The organism is Pelagibacterium sp., assembly GCF_048264985.1.
In the GTDB taxonomy this organism is placed as follows: domain Bacteria; phylum Pseudomonadota; class Alphaproteobacteria; order Rhizobiales; family Devosiaceae; genus Pelagibacterium.
Genome location: NZ_JBLXCL010000008.1, coordinates 34925 through 56529, shown reverse-complemented (window position 1 = coordinate 56529; position 21605 = coordinate 34925). Strand labels below are relative to the sequence as shown.

The window sequence follows — 21605 nt, the reverse complement described above, 5'->3', positions numbered from 1 at the left end:
AAACCCTGCGCGGCCCGGTTCACCTACCTGCTGCGCAGCGCCAGCTCTTCTTCAGCAGTGATGGCACGTGCACCTGCGATCATGTCGACATAGCCAAGCGCGATTCCAAAAATGCCGAATGCGGCAACGATACCAATAATGCCGATCAGGGTTTCATAGGGCATGCAAGCCTCCATCGATTGGTGATGGAGGTGTTATGCGCCTGATTTCGCTGGCTTTATTTGATCCAGATCAATTGATCCGAAAAAATCAATGCACGCTGTTCTGAGCGGCCTTGAGCGTATTGGCCATCAGCATGGCGATGGTCATCGGACCGACACCGCCCGGCACCGGCGTAATGGCTGCTGCGCGCTCACACGCCGTCCCGAATGCGACATCGCCAACCAGCCGGGTCTTGCCCTCTCCGCGCTCAGGGGCAGCGATGCGGTTGATGCCCACGTCAATTATTGTTGCGCCGGGCTTGACCCACTCGCCCTTGATAAATTCGGGCCTGCCGATGGCAGCAACCACAATATCGGCGCTGGCGCAGAGAGCAGGCAGATCGCGGGTACGCGAATGGGCAATCGTTACAGTGGCATTGGCATGCTGGAGCAAGGCTGCAACAGGGCGACCAACGAGGTTCGAGCGGCCGACCACAACCACGTTCAAACCCGAAATGCCATCGGGATGGACAGTCTCAAGCAGCTCCATGCAGCCTTTCGGCGTACACGGCACGAGCGTCTTGTCGACCTGTCCTGACGCCAGCCGTCCGATCGACACATCATGGAGCCCATCGACGTCTTTGGCCGGGTCGAGAGCGGCGATTGTCGTACGCTCGTCGAGATGGGACGGCAGCGGCAGTTGCACCAGAATACCATGTATTGCGGGGTCGGCATTAAGGTCACCGATCAGGGCCAGCAACGCGTCCTGCGTGGTCTCGGCGGCCAACGTGTGCTGGACCGAATGGAACCCGCATTCCTTGGCCATCCGGCCCTTTGAGGCAACGTAAACCTGACTGGCCGCGTCTTCACCCACAAGCACGACGGCCAGGCCCGGCGGCGTTCCGTTGGCTGTGGTGAAAGCGGCAGCGCCGGCCTTGACCTTCTCGATTGCCGAAGCGGCAACGGCTTTCCCATCGATGATCCGTGCGGTCATGGTTGTGGTCCTTTCAAGCGAAAACGACTGTCTTGTGCCCGTTGAGCATGACGCGGTTTTCAAGATGGCTTTTTACAGCGCGCCCCAGCACGCGGCTTTCGATATCACGACCGACGGCGATCAGATCGTCGGGGCTCATCGCATGAGTTACGCGTGCGGTTTCCTGCTCGATGATCGGCCCTTCGTCGAGATCGGGTGTCACATAATGGGCAGTCGCGCCGATGATCTTGACGCCACGCTCATGGGCCTGGTGATAAGGCTTTGCGCCCTTGAACGAGGGCAGGAAAGAGTGGTGAATATTGATAATCTTGCCGAAAAGCCGCGTCGAAAGCTGATCGGACAAAATTTGCATATAGCGCGCCAGCACCACAAGATCGGCGTCGGCAGCCTTGATGATCTTGAGCACTTCGGCTTCCTGCTCCAACTTCTGCCCCTTGGCCACCGGCAAATTGTAGAATGGCAAACCCTCGGCTTCGGCAATCGCGCGGGCCGTCTCATGATTGGAGACGATGGCAGCAACCTCGGCCCGCAGCGCGCCAACCTTGATCTGGTAAAGCAGATGGAGCATGGCGTGATCGAATTTCGACACCAGAATCACGATACGGGGTGTACGCGCCTCATCGATAACCGAAGTCTTCATCTCGAACCGTTCAATAACCGGTCTGAGTGCCCGCTCCACGCCATCCTTGTCCACACCCTGCGGTGCCGTGAAGCCGATGCGCATGAAGAATTTGTCTGTGTCTTTGTCCCAGAACTGGTTGGACTCCGCGATGTTTGCGCCCAGTCCGAACAATTCGCTCGTCACACCGGAAACGATCCCGGGCTTGTCGGCGCAGGACAAAGTGAGAATGAAATTGGGCATGTGATGAAGGGCCCCCGGGGCTAGGATTTACCGGGGTTAATAAGGGGTGGAAAGCGTGATGTCGAGATGGACACAGAAAGGAAAGCAGCCGTCGCCCCGGCGAGGCGACCCTAGCCTTTCGCCAAGCAAATTCGTGCCCACAAGGGGCCTGGAACCGACAATGCTGCCTAACCCGCCGCCTTTTCGCTGCCTGGAATGTAGTTGAGTACCGGCCCGAGCCAGCGCTCAACCGCCTCAATCGCCATGCCCTTGCGCTGGGCATAGTCTTCAACCTGATCGCGTTCGACCTTGGCTACGCCAAAATAATAACTGTCGGGGTGAGCAAGATAGAGCCCGGACACCGACGAGCCGGGCCACATGGCATAGCTTTCGGTCAGCTTGACGCCGATTTCAGCTTCCACATCGAGCAACTCGAAAAGTGTTGTTTTTTCGGTGTGGTCAGGCTGGGCCGGATAGCCCGGCGCGGGACGAATGCCCTGATAGGGCTCGCCAATCAGCTCTTCGGGCGCATATGCCTCGGTGGCATAGCCCCAAAGCTCGGTGCGGACCATTTCATGCAACCGCTCGGCGAAAGCCTCCGCAAACCGATCAGCCAACGCCTTGACCAGGATCGATGAGTAATTGTCGTTATCTTCGTCGAATTTGTCAGCGATGCCGATTTCCTCAAAGCCCGCTGTTACGCAGAAGCCGCCGATATAGTCTGGCGTGCCGCTCTCGGCCATAAAGTCGGCCAATGCGAGATTAGCCTTATCGCCGGACTTGCCGAGCTGCTGGCGCAGTGTGAAAAATTTCGCCAATTCATCGGACCGGGTTTCATCTGTGAAAAGCTGCACATCGTCACCGGCCCGGTTAGCCGGCCAGAACCCGACAACGGCCTTTGGCGTAAACCACTTCTCATCGACGATGCGCTTGAGCATGACTTTTGCGTCGGCAAACAATTGGCTTGCCGCCTCGCCCTGACGCGCATCGTCAAGAATTTTGGGATAGACGCCCTTGAACTCCCAAGCCTGGAAGAAGGGCGTCCAGTCGATATAACGCGCCAGCTCGCCCAGATCCCAATTCTGAAAGGATCTGGTGCCCAGAAACGAGGGCGCCTTCGGCGTGTAAGCCGACCAGTCGGGCTTGAACGCATTATCGCGAGCGGTCGCCAGTGGGACACGCTTCTTATCGGCTTCGCCCTTCCGGTGCTTGTCCGCGACAGTCTCGTATTCCTGCCTGATGGTCTTGATATAGTCGTTTGCCGCTTCTTTGGAGAGCAGCTTGGAGACCACGTTGACTGCCAGCGATGCGTCCTTCACATAGACCGTGGGCCCATTATTGTAGCGCGGGTTGATCTTGACTGCCGTGTGGACACGGCTTGTCGTCGCGCCACCGATCAGCAGCGGAATGGAAAGTCCCTCGCGCTCCATTTCAGCCGCCACGTGCACCATCTCATCCAGCGACGGGGTAATAAGCCCGGACAGTCCAATGATGTCCACGCCCTGCTCGCGGGCAGTGTCGAGGATCTTCTGGGTCGGCACCATGACGCCAAGATCGATAATCTCGTAATTGTTGCAGGCCAGAACAACGCCAACGATGTTTTTGCCGATGTCGTGAACGTCACCCTTGACCGTTGCCATCAGGATCTTGCCCGCACTCTGGCGCTGGCCGTCGGCCTCTTCCTCCATGAAAGGCAGCAGATAGGCGACTGCCTGCTTCATGACGCGTGCGGATTTGACCACTTGGGGCAGGAACATCTTGCCAGCGCCGAACAGCTCGCCAACCACATTCATGCCGTCCATCAGCGGCCCTTCGATGACATGGAGCGGGCGCGCGAAACTCTGTCGCGCTTCTTCGGTATCGGCCTCGATATATTCAGTAATACCGTTGACCAATGCATGCGAAATCCGCTCACCAACCGGCTTTTCGCGCCAGCTCAGGTCCTTGGCTCTGGCCTCCTTGCCGCCCTGTCCCTTGTAGCGTTCGGCAAGATCGAGCATGCGCTCGGTCGAGTCCGAGCGCCGATTGAGGACAACGTCCTCGCAGGCCTCACGCAATTCGGGATCGATGGATTCATAAACCGCCAGCTGGCCAGCATTGACGATGCCCATATCCATGCCGACCTTGATGGCATGGTAGAGGAACACTGCATGCATAGCCTCGCGCACAGGTTCATTGCCCCGGAACGAGAACGAGAGATTTGAGACACCGCCCGAGATATGGACATGGGGCAGCGTATCGGTGATTTCCTTGGTCGCCTCGATGAAATCGACGCCGTAATTGTCGTGTTCCTCAATACCGGTCGCGACGGCAAAGATGTTTGGATCGAAAATGATATCCTCGGGCGGGAAGCCGACTTCATCGACAAGGATGCGATAAGCGCGGGTACAGATTTCAACCTTGCGCTGCTTGGTATCGGCCTGCCCGTCCTCGTCGAAAGCCATGACCACGACAGCGGCGCCGTAAAGCCGACATAGCCGCGCCTGCTCACGGAACTTGTCCTCGCCTTCCTTCATGGAAATGGAATTGACGATCGCCTTGCCCTGGACGCATTTCAGTCCGGCTTCGATAACTTCCCATTTTGAGGAGTCGATCATCACGGGAACCCGTGCAATGTCCGGTTCGGACGCTACCAGGTTGAGGTATTCCACCATGACCTGCTCGCTGTCGATCAGCCCTTCATCCATGTTGATGTCGATGATCTGAGCGCCGTTCTCCACCTGATCGCGCGCGACATCGAGAGCCGTCGCGTAGTCGCCCGAAGTGATGAGCTTTTTGAACCGCGCCGATCCCGTGACATTGGTGCGTTCGCCCACATTGACGAAGGGAATATCTTTTGTGAGCGTAAAGGGCTCAAGGCCCGACAGGCGCAGGCGCGGCTCGATCTCAGGAACCTGGCGCGGTGGGTATTTCGACACAGCGCCGCTGATGGCTGCGATATGCTCGGGGGTCGAGCCACAGCAGCCGCCAACGATGTTGAGAAACCCATCGCGGGCAAAACCCTCGATCTGACTGGCCATGAATTCGGGGCTCTCGTCATATTCACCGAATTCGTTGGGTAGCCCCGCATTGGGATAGGCGCAGACGAAAGTGTCGGCAATATCAGAGATTTCGGCCAAGTGAGCGCGCATCGCATTGGCGCCGAGCGCACAATTGAGCCCGATGGTAAATGGCTTTGCGTGCCGTAGTGAATACCAGAATGCAGTTGGGGTCTGCCCCGAAAGCGTGCGCCCGGACAGATCGGTGATCGTGCCCGAAATCATTACAGGCAAGCGGATGTTTTTACGTGCGAACACCTCTTCAGCAGCAAAAACGGCAGCCTTGGCGTTGAGCGTGTCAAAGATCGTTTCGATCAAGATCAGATCCGAGCCACCATCGATCAGCCCTTCGATCTGCTCACCATAGGCTATGCGCAACTGATCGAAGCTGGTGGCACGATAGCCTGGATTGTTCACATCGGGAGAAATCGACGCCGTACGGTTGGTCGGCCCGACGGCGCCGGCAACGAACCGGCGCTTGCCATCCTCGGCCTCGGCCCGGATTGCGGCGCGCTTGGCAGCCTGGGCACCCGCAACGTTAAGCTCATAAGCAAGCGCCTCCATGCCGTAATCGGCCTGTGCGATTGTAGTGCCGGAAAATGTATTGGTTTCGAGAAGGTCTGCACCTGCCATCGCATAGGAAAAATGGATATCCTCGATGAGTTTTGGCTCGGTGATGACCAAGAGATCATTGTTGCCTTGCAAGGGCTTTGACCAATCGGCGAAACGCTCGCCCCGGAAATTTTCTTCCGAGAGCTTTTCAAGCTGGATCATGGTGCCCATGGCACCATCAAGGATCAGGATGCGCTCGCGCGCCGCCTGGGTCAGCGCAGCAAGAATCTCGTCGCCTTCCTTGGCAGTCCGCACCGGCTCGGTGCCAGGTTGCAGCGCGTCGACGGCAATGCTGCCTTCGCCCATGCCGCCCATGCGCCCGTCAACTGGGGCGTGGGTGTGGCCGTGGGTACATCCGGGAGCGTTGCACATAAGAAAATCCGTTTCTGGCAGGGTTATCCTGCAAGGTGACACAAAGACATAAAGATATCTTTATGTCAAACAATGAGCCCTTCGAGCAGGTCCGCAAACCGGCCGACCCGCTTTTCTGTCGCATCGGCGAAGCCGACAACAAGACCGGTACGCTTCACACCAGCGCAATAACTCGAAAGCGCTGGCGTTTCAAAACCTTCCTTGGCAAGCCGCGCTGCGATTTTTGCATCGTCGGTTCCGTCCGCCAATCCCATCACAGTCTGTAGCCCGCCCATCGGCATGGCAATCTCGATGGCATCGCCCAGCCGCGCGCGCAGGGTTTGGACAAGCAAGCGGCCGCGCTCTTCATAGGTTCTGGCGATGCGCCGCAAATGGGTAACCAGCGCGCCGCTTTCAATCAGCTCGGCATAAGCGGCCTGTGCATGAATGTTGACCCGCAGCCCGAGATTGCGCTGCGCCTGACGTAAAGGGACAGCCAAATCCTCGGGCACCACCATATAGGCAAGACGCAGGCCCGGCAGCAGGCTCTTTGCAGTCGTGCCCAAATAGATCACCTCCCCGCCCCGACTGATCCCTTGCAAGGCAGCGATCGCGCGCCCTTGCCACATGAACTCGCTATCGTAATCATCCTCGAGCACGATGGCGCCTTCGCGTCGGGCCGCGTCGAGCAGATCCATACGCCGCTGCAAATTCATCCGTGCGCCAGTCGGATAATGGTGCGAGGGCGTGACATAGACCAGACGCGCGGCGCTACCGGCAAGCGCTGAAGGGTTGGCGCCCTGGTCATCGACTTCCAGCGCCCGCGTCACAAGCTGCGCGCCCGCAAATGCCGTCCGTGCCCCAAAGTAACCCGGAGATTCGACAAAACCGGCATCGCCCGGATCGGTCAGGCAATTGGTTACCAGAGAAAGCCCCGCCTGGATCGAAGGCACGATGATGACCTGATCGGCAGTGGCACTCACCCCACGGTGACGGGTCAGATGATCCGCAAGCGCGACCTTGAGGCGCGGCAAGCCCTCGACTTGATCATAATTGGCAGCCGGACCGAATTTCTGCCGCGCCACTCGCCGCAAACACCGCGCCCAGAGATCGGCTGGAAACAACGCCTCGTCGGGCGCTCCGGGTTCGAGTTGCCCCCCATTGCGCCCGCCTGTCCATTTGCGCAAATCACGCGCCAGCGCCTCACCTCGCTTCGATAACCCAAGCCCATCGCCCGCGCCTTCGATATGGGCAGCTTCCAGTTTTGCCCGCGCGACAATTTGTGGAGCGGCACCGGCCCGCACGGCGATAACGCCATCGGCGCGAAGCAATTCATAGGCGGCATTGACCGAGTTGCGCGAAATCCCCAGCCCCGCTGCCATTTGGCGCGAGCTGGGCAGGACAACCCCCTCCCGCAGCCGACCCGCGCGCGCGGCGTCACCGATTGCGCGATAGATCTGTTCGGGCAATGGCGCACCTGAACGCTCAAGCACAATCAAACCTTCAAGCATCTGGACCCTCAAAGAATATTCAAACTGGCACTTATACAGAGCCAGTTTATGACAGATAACTGGCCCTACTTCCAAGCCCGAATACAAGAAACAAAGGGTACCGCAATGAACCAGCACGACCTGCCACCTTACGCCCGTGCCCGCCAGCCTCGCCGCGCACGCTATGACGAAGAGACGGTCAATGGCATTCTCGATGGCGGACTTGTGGGCCATGTTGGCTTTATCGCCGATGGCCGCCCCATGGTGGTGCCCATGGCTTATGCGCGCTGGGGGCAGACCATCTATTTGCACGGCGCCACCAAGGCGCGCATTGTCGCCATGCACGCTGACGGCGACCCGCTTTCAATGACAGTCACGCTGCTTGAGGGAATCGTAGCGGCACGCTCGGGCTTCCACCACTCGATGAACTACCGCGCCGCAACAGTCCACGGCACTGCGCGACTGGTCACGGATCCGGGCGAAACCGAGGAGGCGCTCAAGCTCATTACCGAACACCTCCTCCCCCTGCGCTGGAACGAGGTTCGGCCAATGCACGACAAAGAACGCAAGGCGACAGGTGTTTTGGCGCTCGAGATTGAAGCAGCCTCAGCAAAGCTCCGACAGGCGCCCCCCGACGACGACCTTGAGGACCATGCGCTACCCATCTGGGCCGGCGTCATTCCCATTGTGACCAGCCTTGGGGCGCCTGTCGGCGATGGCAAGACCCCAGGCGACGTCGCGCCGCCGCCATCGACGCATCTGGCACGCAAGAAATTTGCCTAAAGATTGCGCAGATCAAAAAAATGCCTCTTCACTTGGCATGAATTTCTATCCATAGTTCATCCCGTATTTGTTTCACGAGACTGAACCAGTGACGCAGGGCCTGCCACGCAAGGGCGACACAGTCGATGAGATCGTCAGTCAACTCGCCGATGCCATAGTGGCGGGCCAGTTCCGGCCGGGCGAAAAGCTCGACGAGCTCACCTTGGCCAATCGCTTTCTTGTCTCGCGCACGCCGGTCCGCGAGGCGCTAAGCCAGCTTACAGCCATGGGCCTTGTGTCCCGCCGTCCCAATCGGGGTGCCGTGGTGGCAGAGTTGAGCGCGGAGCACCTGCTCAATCTGATCGAAGTGATGGCCGAACTTGAGGCGGTGTGCGCCCGGCTGGCCGCCGAGCGAATGTCCGGCCTGGAACGCAGAAGCCTTGAAGCCGATCATCTTGGCGCCGCGGAATTGGTTCGACTGGGCCGCACTGATGCCTACGCCGCTTACGACACACTGTTTCATGCCCGTGTTCAAACGGCGGCCCAAAACCCGCAATTGAGCGAAATGGCAGGGCTATCGCGCTCCAGGCTCACCCCGTTCCGAGCCGATCTGTTTGCCAATCCAGCGCGACTGGCAAAGTCCTATCAGGATCATGAGCTGATTGTTACAGCGCTGCTCCGGGCCGACGGCGCAGCGGCGGAAAGGCTGATGCGTGAGCATATTCTGGCGTCAAAGGCACAGATGACACCGGTGCCCGTTGCAATGCGATAGGGGCGGCACCGCAGCGCCGCCCCACGCAAACAATCGAAATTGCTTAGCGATGTTCGAGCTTGCGCCGGTCTTCACGCATTTCGAACCACATGGCGTTCAGAATGGCGAAAGCACATGCCAACCCCACACCGAGTATCCACGAAAAATACCACATAGTTTTTCCTCTCAGTAGGCGTTGGGGTTCTTGCCAAGGCTCTCGGTGGTCACCGGCCCGCTCATCACCTTGTAGACCCAGCTTGTGTAGGCAAGGATGATTGGCATGAAGAACGCTGTGACAATGAGCATTATGAACAATGTCAGATGGCTCGAGGTCGCGTCCCATACGGTAAGGCTGGCTACCGGGTTGTGCGAAGATGGCAGCAGGAAGGGGAACATGGACAGTCCCGCAGTTGCCACGATCCCGAACACGCCCAAACCTGCTGAGACTATGGTCAAGGCGCCCGGGCGAGCTTTCATCGTGAGGGCGGCGCCCGCCATACCGGCGAACCCGAGCAAAGGCGCAATGATCGTCCAGGAATGAGCCGAGTAGTTGGCCATCCAGCCACCGACTTCACGCACAACGGTCTTGGTCAGAGGATTGGACGCCTGATCGGTGACCAAGGCGCTGGTGATGACGTAGCCCTCGATGCCAAAGGCAATCCAGAGTCCGGCAAGACCGAACAGAACGATCGTCGCAAGTGCTGCCCATTGCCCGTACCGCCCCGATCGTTCGGCAAGGGGTCCGGCTGTGCGTGCAGCAAGAACACTCGCTCCCATCACCACAAGCATGCCCAGGCTGACCAACCCGCACAGAAGTGCGAAAGGCGACAACAGGCCAAAGAAGTTGCCCAGGTAAGACGGCCGCAGGGTGTTGTCGAGATCGAACGGCGCGCCAAGCAGAGCATTGCCGACGGCAACCCCGAAAATCAGCGCGGGAACGAATCCACCGATGAAAAGAGCCGTGTCCCAAGCATTGCGCCAGCGCGGATCGGTTATCTTGCCGCGGAACTTAAAGCCAACGGGCCGCAGGATCAGCGCCAGAAGAATGACGATCATCGCCAGATAAAAGCCCGAAAAACTCACAGCATAAAGCGGGGGGAAGGCAGCAAAAATAGCGCCCCCGCCGAGCACCAGCCACACCTGATTGCCTTCCCAGGTCGGGCCTTGCAGATTGAGCATGACCCGGCGCTCTTCATCGGTTCTGGCCACCGCGGGCAACAGCGCCCCCATGCCCAGATCCATGCCGCCCATTATGGCGAAACCGATCAGCAGCACACCCAGCAATGCCCACCAGATAAGGCGTAGCGTTTCGTAGTCGATTGGAATGAAATCCATGATCAGCTCTCCTTATTCTGCCGGGGCTGGCTTGCCGCCAGCATCATCGCCATAGCCGTCCGGCGACTGGGGAATGTCCGATTTTGGCTCGGGCGTTTCCATCGGGTCCGACTCCCCATTGAGAAGAGCCACATAATCCTTTGGCCCTGCCTTGATCGCCTTGACCATGAGAATCACCATGATGATCGCAAGGATCGTGTAGAGGGTGACGTAAAAGGTCAGGCTGATCGAAAGATCGAGCACGCTCAGACCCGAAGCTGCGTAAAAGGTCGGCAAGACCCCCTCGATAGCCCAGGGCTGTCGGCCGAATTCGGCGATGATCCAGCCAGCTTCCGCAGCCATCCATGGCAGTGGCATTGCCGCCACAGCGCCCCACAGGAACCAACGGTGTTTATCGAGCGTGCCACGCGATGCCTTCCAGAAGGAGAAGGCAAAAAACGCTATAAAGAAAAACCCGATGCCGACCATCAGCCGGAAGGTCCAGAACAACGGCCAGACAGCCGGGACTGTATCGGCCGCAGCCAAGGAGATTTCCTCTGGCGTGGCGTTTTCGATATCAACACGGTAGCGCTTGAGAAGCAGCGCATAGCCGAGGTCGGGCCAGGTTTCCGAAATTACCGCACGAGCTTGTGCATTCTGGCGATCGTCTTCGAGAACCTCGACGGCCTGATACGCCAGCAGCCCGTTTTCGATGCGCACTTCGGCATGCTCGACAAGTTCGTCGATGCCCGGAAGCTCGGTATCGAAGCTGCGTGTCGTGATCAGACCCAGTACCCAAGGCACCTTGAGTTCGAAGATCTCACCATTTGGCAGCGGGAACGCAACAAGGCTAAGCCCTGCGGGCGCCGGCTCAGTGTGATACATCGCTTCCATGGCGGCGATCTTCATCTTCTGGTGCTCGGTCGCGACATACCCGCTCTCGTCGCCGAGAACGACAACAGACAGCGCCGCTGCAAGACCGAAACTGGCCGCGACGACCATCGACCGCTTCGCCAGCTCAAGATGCTTGCCCTGCAAGAGAAACAAGGCGCTGATGCCGAAAACAAAGACAGCGCCGGTCACATAACCGGCCGAAACCGTATGAACGAACTTTGCCTGGGCAACCGGGTTGAACAGCACAGCCATGAAGTCGGTGACTTCCATACGCATGGTGTCGGGATTGAATGCAGCACCGACCGGGTACTGCATCCAGCCATTGGCAATCAAAATCCAAAGCGCCGAGAAATTGGCGCCCAGTGCGACCAGCCAGGTGACAACAAGGTGGCCGACCTTGGAGAGCCGGTCCCAGCCGAAAAAGAACAGACCGATGAACGTGGCTTCCAGAAAGAAGGCCATAAGCCCTTCAATGGCCAGGGGCGCGCCGAAAACGTCGCCGACATAGTGACTATAATAGGACCAGTTCATGCCGAACTGGAATTCCATCACGATGCCGGTTGCGACGCCCATGGCGAAGTTGATGCCGAACAACGTGCCCCAGAACAGCGTCATTTTTCGCCAGATCTCGCGGCCCGTCATCACATAAGTGCTCTCCATGATCGCCATCATGAAAGAGAGCCCCAGCGTCAGCGGCACGAATAGGAAATGGTAGAGAGCGGTCACAGCGAACTGTAATCGCGACAGGTTTACGACAACTTCGTCGATCATGGGTATGCCCCTAAGTCATTTGGGTGCCATCCGCAGACCAAGCGCCAAGTCGTGCGGAGAGCGACTGCCTAACCCTTACACTCTAGCACGATTTCGTTTCATTGACCTGGATCAAGGCGCCGCGCGGCGCGATGGCGCATTCAGAGCACTCAACTTTCGCGTATGGTACGTCCATGGCCTCACCATTTGACACAACGGCACCTGCAAAAACCACGCGCAACCTCATGGATTTGCGGCGGCTAGGCGGCAATGCGCTGACCGTGGCCATCGCTGCACCGCTCGTATCGGGCGTGTTGCTGGTCATTTATGCCTGGCTGCTGGCTCAGACGCTGGGGCGGGTGATTGAAGGTGGCGAACCGGTTTCTGCGGTAGCCGGCCTGATCCTGTTTTTGGGGGGCATCATCGTCGCCCGGGCTATTCTGGCGATGATCGGCGAGCAGGCCGGCACCATCGGCGCCGAAACAATCAAGAAGTCCCTGCGCGACAGTTTGTTCTCCCATCTCCTTGCCCAACGCCATGCCCTTGACCTTAGGCCTGGCTCCGGCGCGGTCGCAGCCGCGCTTATCGATCAGGTCGATGGGTTGGAAAATTTCTTCGCCCGCTATCTACCCGCCATGATCGCTGCTGCCATACTGCCCATTGCCTTCGCAGTGATCCTGTTTCCCATCGACTGGATCGTTGCGTTGCTGTTCCTGTTTACGGCGCCCCTGATCCCCGTATTTATGGCTCTTGCCGGATGGGGCGCACAGGCGGCGACCGATAGGCAGGCGACGGCGTTGTCGCGTCTGTCCGCTCATTTTTCCGACAGGCTGCGCGGTCTTTTGACCCTAAAACTGTTCGGCCGCGAAGCCGATGCTATCGCCGATGTCCACGCTGCAAGCGAAGCGCTGCGCCATCGCACCAACGCCGTGCTGCGCATCGCGTTTTTGTCCTCGGCGATTCTCGAGTTCTTTGCAGCGCTCGGCGTCGCCGGCGTAGCGCTGTATGTGGGGCTGACTTTTCTTGGTTTTCTGGGGGTCAATCCGGGCCTGACCCTGAGCGCGGGCCTGTTTGCCCTCATCATGGCACCGGAAATTTATTCACCCCTGCGCCAGCTTGCCGCTCATTACCATGACCGTGCAACGGCACGATCGGCGCTTGCCGAGATCGAAAAGCTGGTGGCCGACCCCAAAGCTCTGCTCAGCGCTGACCTTTCGCGCCCCAATATGGACAGCACAAGTGCTGCCCGGCTGGACGCAAGCGGGCTCACCGTTCGCGCGCCCACAGGAGCGCCCGTGCTGGACGCTCTCGACCTTGATCTTGCGCCGGGGTGTTCGCTTGCCATCATGGGACCAAGCGGCATCGGCAAATCGACACTGGCCCGAGCGATTGCGCGGCTGGTGCCCTATGAGGGTGCGATCACTATCGGGGACCGCCCCCTTGACGCATGGGCAGAGCCTGATCTGCGCGGAACATTGGCCTACATCGCTCAGAAGCCGAGAATTTTCAGCGGCACGATTGCCCAAAACATCGGGTTTGCCGATCCCGACGCCGATAGCGTTGCTATCGTTTCGGCAGCGGAGCGCGCGCTAGTCACCCAGTTTACGACTGGCTTGCCCGAAGGGCTTGCCACAATGGTCGGGGAGGCCGGATACGGCCTTTCCGGTGGCCAGGTGCAGCGCATCGGGCTTGCCCGGCTGTTTATGACCAACCCGTCCCTCATCATACTCGATGAACCGACAGCCCATCTCGACCCCGAAACCGAAGCACAAATCCTCGATCAGATATTTGCCTTCGCTCGGGGCCGAACGCTGGTCATTCTCACCCATTCGCCGTCTGTCGCCGCGCGCGCCGACGCCGTAATGCGCATGGCTGGCGGCAAACTGCTGCCAACCCCACACCGCAGCCAGCCGGCCGCGGCCAAGCGGGAGGATCGGGCATGAAGTCGCTATTGTTTTTTGCGCCCCTGTTCAAACCGCACGCAAAGCGGCTCGCTGTAGCGCTTCTGCTGTCATTGATAACGCTGGCTGCCGGTACCGCGCTGCTCGGCGTGTCGGGCTGGTTCCTGACAGCCACCGCACTGACTGCGCTCGGTGTTTCTTTTAACCTGTTCGCCCCATCGGCAATGGTGCGCGGTTTTTCCTTCATCCGCATTCTGTCGCGCTATTTCGAAAAACTGGTTGGCCACAACGCCACGCTTTCACTTTTGTCCGATTTGCGTCGCTGGCTGTTTGCAGCCCTTTTCCCGCGCCTTCCGCTTGCCGATCGCTCCCTGCGCCATGGCGATCTGGTGACGCGCATGACAGCCGATATCGACGCGCTCGACACCATTTTTCTGCTGGCCATCGGTCCATTTATCGCAGCATTGGTGCTGGGCAGTGCGGTTTCGGCGGTGCTGTTCACATTGCTTCCCGACGCCGGCTGGATCTATCTTGGCGCCATCCTCATCAGCGTCCTTGTCATTCCTGTTGCCCTTGCCAGCGCGACAAAGACGCTGGGCCGGCAGACCGTAGACGCCGCCGCCAATTTGCGGGCCCATACTCTTGATGCCATTGCCGGCCACGACGATCTTGTAAGCTTCGGCCAGACCGGATTTGTCGCTGCCCGTTTCGACGCCGCCAGCCAGCGCCTTGCAATGTTGCGTACCCGTCAGGGCTTGACCACGACAATCGCCGCAACCGGCGTCCAGATCGTGACCGGGCTTGGCTTGCTGGCCATAGTCCTTGTCGGGCTCGACGCTGTCGGGGCCGGAACCATGGATGGGCCGGTGCTCGCCGGCGTCGTGTTCGCAGCGCTTGGCAGTTTCGAAGCGACGGCAGTCATCGTGCGCTCGATCGGCAAGCTCGGCACGGCGCTGGCATCTGCAGAGCGACTGCACCAGATTGCCACAACACCTATCGCCATCGGTGATCCCGCCCGGCCAATAGCCTGCCCAAAAACCGGATCCGTTACGTTTGAGGAGGTCACATTCGGCTATCCGAATGCAGAACCTGTGCTTGCCGATTTATCCCTTACCATTGCAGCGGGGGAGCACGTCGCGATCTCGGGTCTGAGCGGCGCTGGAAAATCGAGCCTCCTTCATCTCGTCTTGCGCCTGTTTGACCCCCAAGCGGGTGCCGTGCGCATCGATGGCACAGATATTCGCGATTTCGCCCAGGCCGATCTGCACGCCAATGTCGCCCTGCTCAGCCAGGACAGCCCGGTGTTTCTCGATACCGTCCGCAACAATCTGCTTATCGCCAATCCTGATGCGACCGACGCCGACCTTTATGCGGCTCTGGCCAAGTCGCGGCTTGAAACCACAATACGCGCCCTGCCGCGCGGTCTCGATACGATCCTGGGTGAAACCGGCGCCACGCTTTCCGCCGGACAAGCCCGGCGCCTGTGTCTGGCGCGGACATTGCTGGCCCCGGCGAGCATCGTTCTTCTCGACGAACCAACAGCGGGTCTCGACAGGGATACCGAACTTGAACTGTTGGCCGACTTCCCCAATGCCTTGGCAGGTCGCACAGTGGTCCTTGCCACCCACGCCCTGTTGCCCCAGAACACGCCCTTCCGCCAGCTGGTCCTTCGCGATCGCGCGCTGGAAATGGTCTGATCCGATGCGCAAGGCGCCTTTGTCGGATGACCCCAAATACCTGCTCGGTGCCGCACATGACGATCAGCTTGCCCTGTGCGCGACGCTTGAATCGATTGCCGATTCCTTGCCCGACAAAGTCGATCGCCCGGGATGCATGAAGGCTGCACGCGCCGTTGGGCCGCTTTTTGCCCGCGTCCACGCGCTCGAAGAGGATATCGTTTTCCCCGCTGTCACAGCCCGCTGGCAGAACTTTGCCGATATTGCAGCCACTGTGGACCGGCTGAAACACGAGCACTTGGAAGACTCGTGTTTCGCAGAAGAACTCCATGACGCGCTGATGGCCTATGGCCGCGGTGAAAACAGCCCAAATCCCGAAGCGCTCGGTTACATGTTGCGTGGCTTTTTCGAAAGCCTGCGTCGACATATAGCGTTCGAACGCGAAGTGATCGTTCCACTCTTTGCCATGGCAGAGGCTGCAGCTAGCCCGAGCGCGCCCCGAGCCGCTCCAGATCGGGAATGAAAAAGGTGCGGTTGTTTTCGACCGAAATCACCCCTTCCTTGCGCAGCTTGGTCAACTGCCGCGAAACTGTTTCGATCGTCAGGCCCAAAAAGTCGGCGATGTCGGCACGGCTCAGTGGCAAATCGAATTTTGCATCGCTCCGTTCCCCGCTCTCACGCTGAACCTGAGCGACGGGATCGATATGGGTGGCGATCAGATAAAGAAAGCTTGCCACCTTCTCTCCGGCGGTCTTGCGCCCCAGCGTCACCATCCAGTCGCGCGCCTCGTCGAGTTCGCGCAGCGTTTGTTCAAGCAGACGATGCTCGAGCGCCGGGTTTTCGGAGATAATCGCTTCAAGTGCGCTCTTTGGAATGCGGCACAATTCAACGTCCGAGGCTGCTTCCGCAGACAGCCGGCTTTGGTGGCCGTAAATCCGGCCGAGAAAATCGGGAGCGAATTGCAATCCAACAACCTGCTGACGCCCATCCTCGAGCATTTTGGTCAGCTTGACCACGCCGCGCATGACATTAGCGTATGTGGTGACGTCGGCATCATCGGCGATCAACTCGCTGCCCGCCTGCTGGCGCACCATGCGCGTGTGCTTGGAGAGCGCAAGCAATTGATCGGGCTCGAGCACACCGCACAATCCTCGATGTCGCACTTCGCAATTGCGGCAAAGCACCGGTGTTTGCGAGTTGTGGATATCGTCCCTGCTCATGAGCTCAGTCCTTTCCATGGACCTGCTTTAAGGCCGTTAGCCGACAATTGAAACCGCCACCTCGCCAGGAACGCCAAGCGAAATCGTCGCACTGTCCAACATACTCATACAATTGATCCGATTGAAACAATTCCGGTTTAAGCCCGAGGGACTATTGAGACGGTTTTGCCTCGATAAATAACAGTAATTTTCATGCGACATGATTCCAACGATGATCCCCGGCTGGCCGATGGGCTGGATCCCGAACTGCTAGGGTTCATCAACGGTATAAGCGCGGCCTATGGCCGGTTTCCAAATTTCGAGACACTCGATATCCCGGCCCAACGTCGTGTCGCAGAACATGTGCGCGCGCCTTGGGCAAAGGGTGGCCCGCGCGTGTTCCGATCAACCAACCGGGTGATCGGTCAGCTCCGCACCCGGATCCATTGCCCTCGCCCCGGACCGCTTCCAGCGCTTGTCTACCTGCATGGCGGGGGATGGACATTTTTCAGCGTCGACAACAACGATCGGATGATGCGCGAGTATGCCTCGCGCGCCGGTATCACCGTGATCGGCGTCGAGTATCCATTGTCTCCTGAAACCCGATTTCCCAACCAGCTCACGCTTCTGGCCGACTTCGTCCGGCTGTTGGCCAATCGCGGCGAAGAATGGGACATTGATCCCACAAGGCTTGCCATCGGCGGCGATTCGGCGGGGGCCAATCTCGCGCTGGGAACAGCGATGACATTGCGCGACTGCGACTATGGCGATGCGCTGTGCGCGATGCTGCTCAATTACGGCGCATTCGATGCGCGCATGGGCAGCGAAAGCTACAAGAGGTTCGGCGATGGGCGCTATATACCAACGGCGGCGGAAATGGATGCGCTGTGGAGCAACTATGTCCGCGACCCCGCTCAACGGCTTGACCCTTTCGTTAGCCCCGTGCTTGCAGATCTTGCAGGACTGCCCCAGACTTTCATGACGATCAGCGCGCTCGATGTGCTTCGTGACGAAAACCTTGTCGTCAAATCAAAGCTTCAAGCTGCGGGCGTTGCAGTGTCTGGCGGGTTGTATCCAGGTTCAATCCATTCATTTCTGGAGGCCGCGTCGGTTTCCAGCCTGGCGGTCAAGGCCCTGAGCGATGGCGCAAGCTGGCTTACCCAAAAGCTGGCGCCGTCCGCGCAGCAATAAGTGAGCCGCCATGTGGGGCCATGGCGATCAGGCCTGGTATTGGTCGTCGGACACCTTTTCCAACCAGTCGACGGCTTTGCCATCCTGGACTTCTTGCACGGCGATGTGGCTCATCGCCGTTTCAGGCGCCGCGCCATGCCAGTGCTTTTCTCCGGGCGCGAACCAAACGATATCTCCGGGCCGAATTTCTTCGATTCCGCCCTCCCAACGCTGAACGCGACCAAGCCCTGCGGTAACGATCAGCGTCTGACCAAGTGGATGGGTGTGCCAAGCTGTGCGCGCACCCGGCTCGAAAGTGACGGCAGCGCCCTGCACGCGGTCCGGGGCAAACCGGTTAAAGAGCGGATCAAGCCTGACTGTGCCGGTGAACCAATCGTCCGGCCCCTTACCCGATGCTATCGAGCCAGCTCTCATGATTTCCATGATCTATCCCTTCCCGTTTGCCGCTTGCGTACTCGTGCCTTGCGTACGCGTGCGATGGTAAGTCAGCGCCATGCGTATGCAAAGGGCAAGCGGGGTTTTCACCGGCTGGATCAGAGTCGGGACGATCAGGGCCCGATTGCCTTCGAAAAGGAAATCGTCCGCGAAATGAGCGCGGAAGTTCTCGATCAAATTCGTCCGGCAATTGAAAAATAACGCGGCCCTGTCTGGCGCAAGCTTGGATACGCCGAGGCGGATCGTGGTGCCAGAGCGGGTTTTTCCGGTCAGATAGGCCGGCTCGCCCCATTTGATTGTTTCCGTCAAAGGGCCGACGCCATCGATTTCTGATGCCGTAGCAAAAATCATCGCACGAATATCACGCAAGTGTACAACGACCCTGGCTGGGTGCCGCGACAGCACCTGTGCGATGTCTGGTGGTATGGACGGCGTGCTCACGGTCTATCCCTGAGAGGCAAATGGATATCGGTCCGCAACTGATTTTGCGGCACCACACGCGGATCGTTGAGATACGCCTCAAAGATCGGCGCATCGTCGGGCTCGTACCCTGATCGGGGCAGCCAAGTGCCCAGCAGCCAGCGATACGCGCTGCGCATATCGGCGTACGGACCGGTATAATTGAGCCTTGCATACAGGCCGCCGCGCAAATGGGTTTCAACCAACGGCGCATCAACCGTCACGGTTTGGGCGATCGGCAGGCAGGCGCGCGCACGCAGTTCCGTCTCCGGGCCGAGATCGGGATCGTCAAAAAACAAGCCGATCATTTCGGGTACTTCAGGCACCGCCTGCCGCACAACAAGTTCGGAAAACAATCGTCCCATCGCGTGGTCGATTTCCATGTAACTGCCACGGTGGTCAATGCCTGCGCAGCGTCGTTCGGCAAGCGTAACAATTTCAATTGAAAATCCGGCGCCAGCGTCAGCAGCCTTGGCCCTGCTGAACTTTGCATGCGACCCGGCTTCGCGATAGGCGGCTGGGCTTTTCTCGAACGCATCCTTGAAGGCACGCCCGAACGTTTCAGTCGAACCATAGCCGGCGCGTGTTGCAATTTCGGTGATATCGGCGTCGGAGTTGGCCAGGCGGTCGGCAGCGCGCTGCAACCTGAGACGACGCACTGTTGCAACAATCGTCTCTCCGCGCATCGCCGAATAGATCCGGCTCCAGTGATAGGGCGACAGACATGCAATTTCTGCTAGCCGATCAAACGAGATCTCCGCCTCTAGGTTGGCAAAGACATAGTCATCGACCCGGTTCAATCGATCGATATAGCGCGCCTGCGTCTGGTTTTTGGTCATTGCTATCCTCACTTGCGTCAAAACCATACCCACCCTGCCACGCAGCGAACAGGCAAATCCTGCGCAAAACATCGACGGACGAAGGGAGTTCTAGCGCTGCAGCTTTGTATCAATTTCCAGCCAATCCAAATTCTAAACCCGGCCATCTTGCAAATCATTCTCATTTGCAATTGACTCATTGAGAATGATTGTCATATTCAATTGCATAATCGTTTCAACGTGCAATACTGGACGCCATGCTTATTCGACCTATTCTCCTCACCTCCTTCCTGCTGCTCCCGCTCGGCGCCACCGCTCAGGAGCCCGTTTCAGTTGTCGCCACAGTGGGCATGATCGGGGATATCGCCGGCATTCTGGGTGGCGACTGCGTTGCCGTTCAAACCATGATGGGGCCGGGTATCGATCCGCACCTTTATCAGGCAACTGCTCGCGACGTTCAGACGCTCAACCGGGCCGATCTGATCCTGTATTCAGGCTATGGGCTCGAAGGGCAGCTCGGCGAAGTCTTTGCCCGCTACGCCGAACGCGTCCCCACGCTTGCCGTTTCTGAAGCCGGAATCGCGCGCGAAGAGCTGGTCGCAACCGACAACGCGTATGGTGTTGACCCGCACTTGTGGATGGATGTCTCGCTTTGGGCGCAGATCGTGCCAGCCATCGCCACCCAACTCTCCCAAAGTGCGCCCGATTGCGCCGCATCGATCAGCGCCAACGCTGCAACCTATGGCGACCAGCTCGCCGCCCTCCATGACTGGACTGGGCAAACCATTGCCTCGATTCCCCAAACCCAGCGCATCCTTGTCACCGCACACGACGCCTTTGCCTATTATGGCCGTGCCTATGGCATCGAGGTGGAAGGCATTCAGGGGATTTCCACCCAATCTGAAGCGGCAATCGCCGACATTCGCGACACCGCGGACCTCATCGTTGCACGGGAAGTTCCGGCCATTTTCGTAGAATCGACAATCAACCCGCGCACGATCCAGGCGGTGATCGAAGCCGCCAACCAGGCCGGACAGCCTGTGCGGATCGGCGGCGAGCTGTTTTCCGACGCCATGGGCGAACCCGATACCGCGGACGGCACCTATATCGGCATGATCTATTCCAATACGACAGCCATCACCCAAGCGCTGGGCGGCACGCCCGCTCCGCTTCCCGCAGCACTTGCAGATTGGGCAGCTCAATGGATGATCGAGTAGACGCCAGCCTCCACGAACCCGGCCTTGCCGTCCATGTGGAAGATCTCACTGTTTCCTACCAATCAAAGCCGGTGCTTTGGGATATCGATTTCGATATTCCGCCCGGCGTGATGGCGGCGATCGTCGGCCCCAATGGCGCGGGGAAATCCACACTGATCAAATCGATCCTCGATCTGGTCAAGCCCACTGCCGGTCACGTCACCATTCATGGGCGCCCCTATTCCGACCAGCGCCGCAAGGTCGGCTACGTCCCCCAACGCTCAAGCGTGGACTGGGATTTTCCCACCACCGCGCTCGATGTGGTGACCATGGGGCTGTACGGCCAACTCGGCTGGGTGCGCCGTCCCGGTCGCGCCGAGCGTGACGGCGCGCTCGCAGCACTGACCCGTGTCGGCATGGCAGATTTTGCAGACCGCCAGATCAGCCAGCTTTCCGGCGGCCAGCAACAGCGTGTGTTTATCGCCCGAGCGTTGGTCCAGGATGCCGATGTCTATTTTCTCGACGAACCCATGGCCGGGGTCGACGCAACAACCGAACGGGCAATCGTCAAAATTCTGCACGCGCTGCGAGACGACGGGAAGACGGTAATAGTCGTCCATCACGACTTGCAAACGGTGCGCGACTATTTCGATTGGATGGTCATCCTCAATGTCAGGGTCATCGCCCAAGGCCCGGTTTCACAAGTCTATACATCAGACAATCTGCGCAAGGCTTATGGCGGCCAGATCGCCCTGATCGAGAGCGACGCAACGCTTGGGGCGTCGACCTGACC

The 21605-nt window shown here is 59.0% G+C and carries 20 protein-coding genes; 8 read left to right on the top strand and 12 right to left on the bottom strand.

The features are described from left to right. Nucleotides 1-23: 23 nt before the first annotated feature. From ACN0TA_RS15945 to ACN0TA_RS15925, 5 genes are all read right to left on the bottom strand, one after another. Nucleotides 24-164 carry a hypothetical protein gene (locus ACN0TA_RS15945; protein WP_417584727.1) on the bottom strand — a complete coding sequence of 47 codons (141 nt, stop codon included), beginning with the start codon at nucleotides 162-164 and terminating at the stop codon, nucleotides 24-26. An 85-nt stretch (nucleotides 165-249) separates the two neighbouring features. Continuing rightward, nucleotides 250-1134 (bottom strand): bifunctional methylenetetrahydrofolate dehydrogenase/methenyltetrahydrofolate cyclohydrolase FolD, encoded by an 885-nt coding sequence (gene folD, locus ACN0TA_RS15940; protein ID WP_417584725.1) that lies wholly within the window; start codon nucleotides 1132-1134, stop codon nucleotides 250-252. A 13-nt stretch (nucleotides 1135-1147) separates the two neighbouring features. Next, complete coding sequence (gene purU / locus ACN0TA_RS15935) at nucleotides 1148-1996, bottom strand: formyltetrahydrofolate deformylase (protein ID WP_417584723.1); 849 nt, start codon at nucleotides 1994-1996, stop codon at nucleotides 1148-1150. 167 nt (nucleotides 1997-2163) lie between these two features. After that, nucleotides 2164-5940 (bottom strand): methionine synthase, encoded by a 3777-nt coding sequence (gene metH, locus ACN0TA_RS15930; protein ID WP_417584821.1) that lies wholly within the window; start codon nucleotides 5938-5940, stop codon nucleotides 2164-2166. 122 nt (nucleotides 5941-6062) lie between these two features. Next, nucleotides 6063-7487, bottom strand: coding sequence for a PLP-dependent aminotransferase family protein (locus tag ACN0TA_RS15925; RefSeq protein WP_417584721.1), 1425 nt, complete (start codon nucleotides 7485-7487; stop codon nucleotides 6063-6065). 105 nt (nucleotides 7488-7592) lie between these two features. Between ACN0TA_RS15925 and ACN0TA_RS15920 the strand changes: the two genes are divergently transcribed. Next, complete coding sequence (locus tag ACN0TA_RS15920; protein WP_417584719.1) at nucleotides 7593-8249, top strand: pyridoxamine 5'-phosphate oxidase family protein; 657 nt, start codon at nucleotides 7593-7595, stop codon at nucleotides 8247-8249. An 88-nt stretch (nucleotides 8250-8337) separates the two neighbouring features. Further along, nucleotides 8338-9000: a GntR family transcriptional regulator gene (locus tag ACN0TA_RS15915; RefSeq protein WP_417584717.1), complete on the top strand. Its 663-nt coding sequence runs from the start codon at nucleotides 8338-8340 to the stop codon at nucleotides 8998-9000. A 43-nt stretch (nucleotides 9001-9043) separates the two neighbouring features. Here ACN0TA_RS15915 and cydX read toward each other — a convergent pair whose 3' ends face one another. From cydX to ACN0TA_RS15900, 3 genes are read right to left on the bottom strand one after another with little or no spacing between them, the layout of a single operon-like run. Then, the gene (cydX, locus tag ACN0TA_RS15910) at nucleotides 9044-9154 is read right to left on the bottom strand and encodes a cytochrome bd-I oxidase subunit CydX (RefSeq protein WP_417584715.1); all 111 of its coding nucleotides are present in this window, start codon (nucleotides 9152-9154) and stop codon (nucleotides 9044-9046) included. 11 nt (nucleotides 9155-9165) lie between these two features. After that, nucleotides 9166-10314, bottom strand: coding sequence for a cytochrome d ubiquinol oxidase subunit II (gene cydB, locus ACN0TA_RS15905; protein WP_417584713.1), 1149 nt, complete (start codon nucleotides 10312-10314; stop codon nucleotides 9166-9168). A 12-nt stretch (nucleotides 10315-10326) separates the two neighbouring features. Further along, nucleotides 10327-11955 (bottom strand): cytochrome ubiquinol oxidase subunit I, encoded by a 1629-nt coding sequence (locus tag ACN0TA_RS15900; protein ID WP_417584819.1) that lies wholly within the window; start codon nucleotides 11953-11955, stop codon nucleotides 10327-10329. Between the two features lie 176 nt (nucleotides 11956-12131). On the opposite strand from ACN0TA_RS15900, the gene cydD reads away from it, so the two are divergent. Genes cydD through ACN0TA_RS15885 form a run of 3 tightly spaced genes read left to right on the top strand, consistent with a single transcriptional unit; the run spans nucleotide 12132 to nucleotide 16037 of the window. Continuing rightward, complete coding sequence (gene cydD / locus ACN0TA_RS15895) at nucleotides 12132-13880, top strand: thiol reductant ABC exporter subunit CydD (protein ID WP_417584711.1); 1749 nt, start codon at nucleotides 12132-12134, stop codon at nucleotides 13878-13880. Continuing rightward, nucleotides 13877-15535: a thiol reductant ABC exporter subunit CydC gene (cydC, locus tag ACN0TA_RS15890; protein ID WP_417584709.1), complete on the top strand. Its 1659-nt coding sequence runs from the start codon at nucleotides 13877-13879 to the stop codon at nucleotides 15533-15535. The genes cydD and cydC overlap by 4 nt, the downstream gene beginning before the upstream one ends. Nucleotides 15536-15539: 4 nt before the next feature. Beyond that, nucleotides 15540-16037: a hemerythrin domain-containing protein gene (locus ACN0TA_RS15885; protein ID WP_417584707.1), complete on the top strand. Its 498-nt coding sequence runs from the start codon at nucleotides 15540-15542 to the stop codon at nucleotides 16035-16037. Here the strand turns inward: ACN0TA_RS15885 and ACN0TA_RS15880 are convergent. Then, nucleotides 15997-16734 (bottom strand): Crp/Fnr family transcriptional regulator, encoded by a 738-nt coding sequence (locus tag ACN0TA_RS15880; protein WP_417584705.1) that lies wholly within the window; start codon nucleotides 16732-16734, stop codon nucleotides 15997-15999. The two genes, ACN0TA_RS15885 and ACN0TA_RS15880, sit on opposite strands and share 41 nt — an antisense overlap. A 192-nt stretch (nucleotides 16735-16926) precedes the next feature. Between ACN0TA_RS15880 and ACN0TA_RS15875 the strand changes: the two genes are divergently transcribed. Beyond that, nucleotides 16927-17904, top strand: a complete 978-nt coding sequence (locus tag ACN0TA_RS15875; RefSeq protein WP_417584703.1) for an alpha/beta hydrolase fold domain-containing protein — start codon at nucleotides 16927-16929, stop codon at nucleotides 17902-17904. Between the two features lie 27 nt (nucleotides 17905-17931). Here ACN0TA_RS15875 and ACN0TA_RS15870 read toward each other — a convergent pair whose 3' ends face one another. The 3 genes from ACN0TA_RS15870 to ACN0TA_RS15860 are packed head-to-tail and all read right to left on the bottom strand — an operon-like array spanning nucleotide 17932 to nucleotide 19637. Next, nucleotides 17932-18327 (bottom strand): cupin domain-containing protein, encoded by a 396-nt coding sequence (locus tag ACN0TA_RS15870; RefSeq protein ID WP_417584701.1) that lies wholly within the window; start codon nucleotides 18325-18327, stop codon nucleotides 17932-17934. Between the two features lie 3 nt (nucleotides 18328-18330). Then, nucleotides 18331-18780 (bottom strand): DUF1801 domain-containing protein, encoded by a 450-nt coding sequence (locus ACN0TA_RS15865; RefSeq protein ID WP_417584699.1) that lies wholly within the window; start codon nucleotides 18778-18780, stop codon nucleotides 18331-18333. After that, nucleotides 18777-19637 (bottom strand): AraC family transcriptional regulator, encoded by an 861-nt coding sequence (locus ACN0TA_RS15860; protein ID WP_417584697.1) that lies wholly within the window; start codon nucleotides 19635-19637, stop codon nucleotides 18777-18779. The genes ACN0TA_RS15865 and ACN0TA_RS15860 overlap by 4 nt, the downstream gene beginning before the upstream one ends. A gap of 236 nt (nucleotides 19638-19873) precedes the next feature. Between ACN0TA_RS15860 and ACN0TA_RS15855 the strand changes: the two genes are divergently transcribed. Together ACN0TA_RS15855 and ACN0TA_RS15850 are read left to right on the top strand one after the other, a co-directional pair. Beyond that, complete coding sequence (locus ACN0TA_RS15855) at nucleotides 19874-20833, top strand: metal ABC transporter solute-binding protein, Zn/Mn family (protein ID WP_417584695.1); 960 nt, start codon at nucleotides 19874-19876, stop codon at nucleotides 20831-20833. After that, nucleotides 20818-21603 carry a metal ABC transporter ATP-binding protein gene (locus tag ACN0TA_RS15850; protein WP_417584693.1) on the top strand — a complete coding sequence of 262 codons (786 nt, stop codon included), beginning with the start codon at nucleotides 20818-20820 and terminating at the stop codon, nucleotides 21601-21603. The genes ACN0TA_RS15855 and ACN0TA_RS15850 overlap by 16 nt, the downstream gene beginning before the upstream one ends. Nucleotides 21604-21605: the final 2 nt, after the last annotated feature.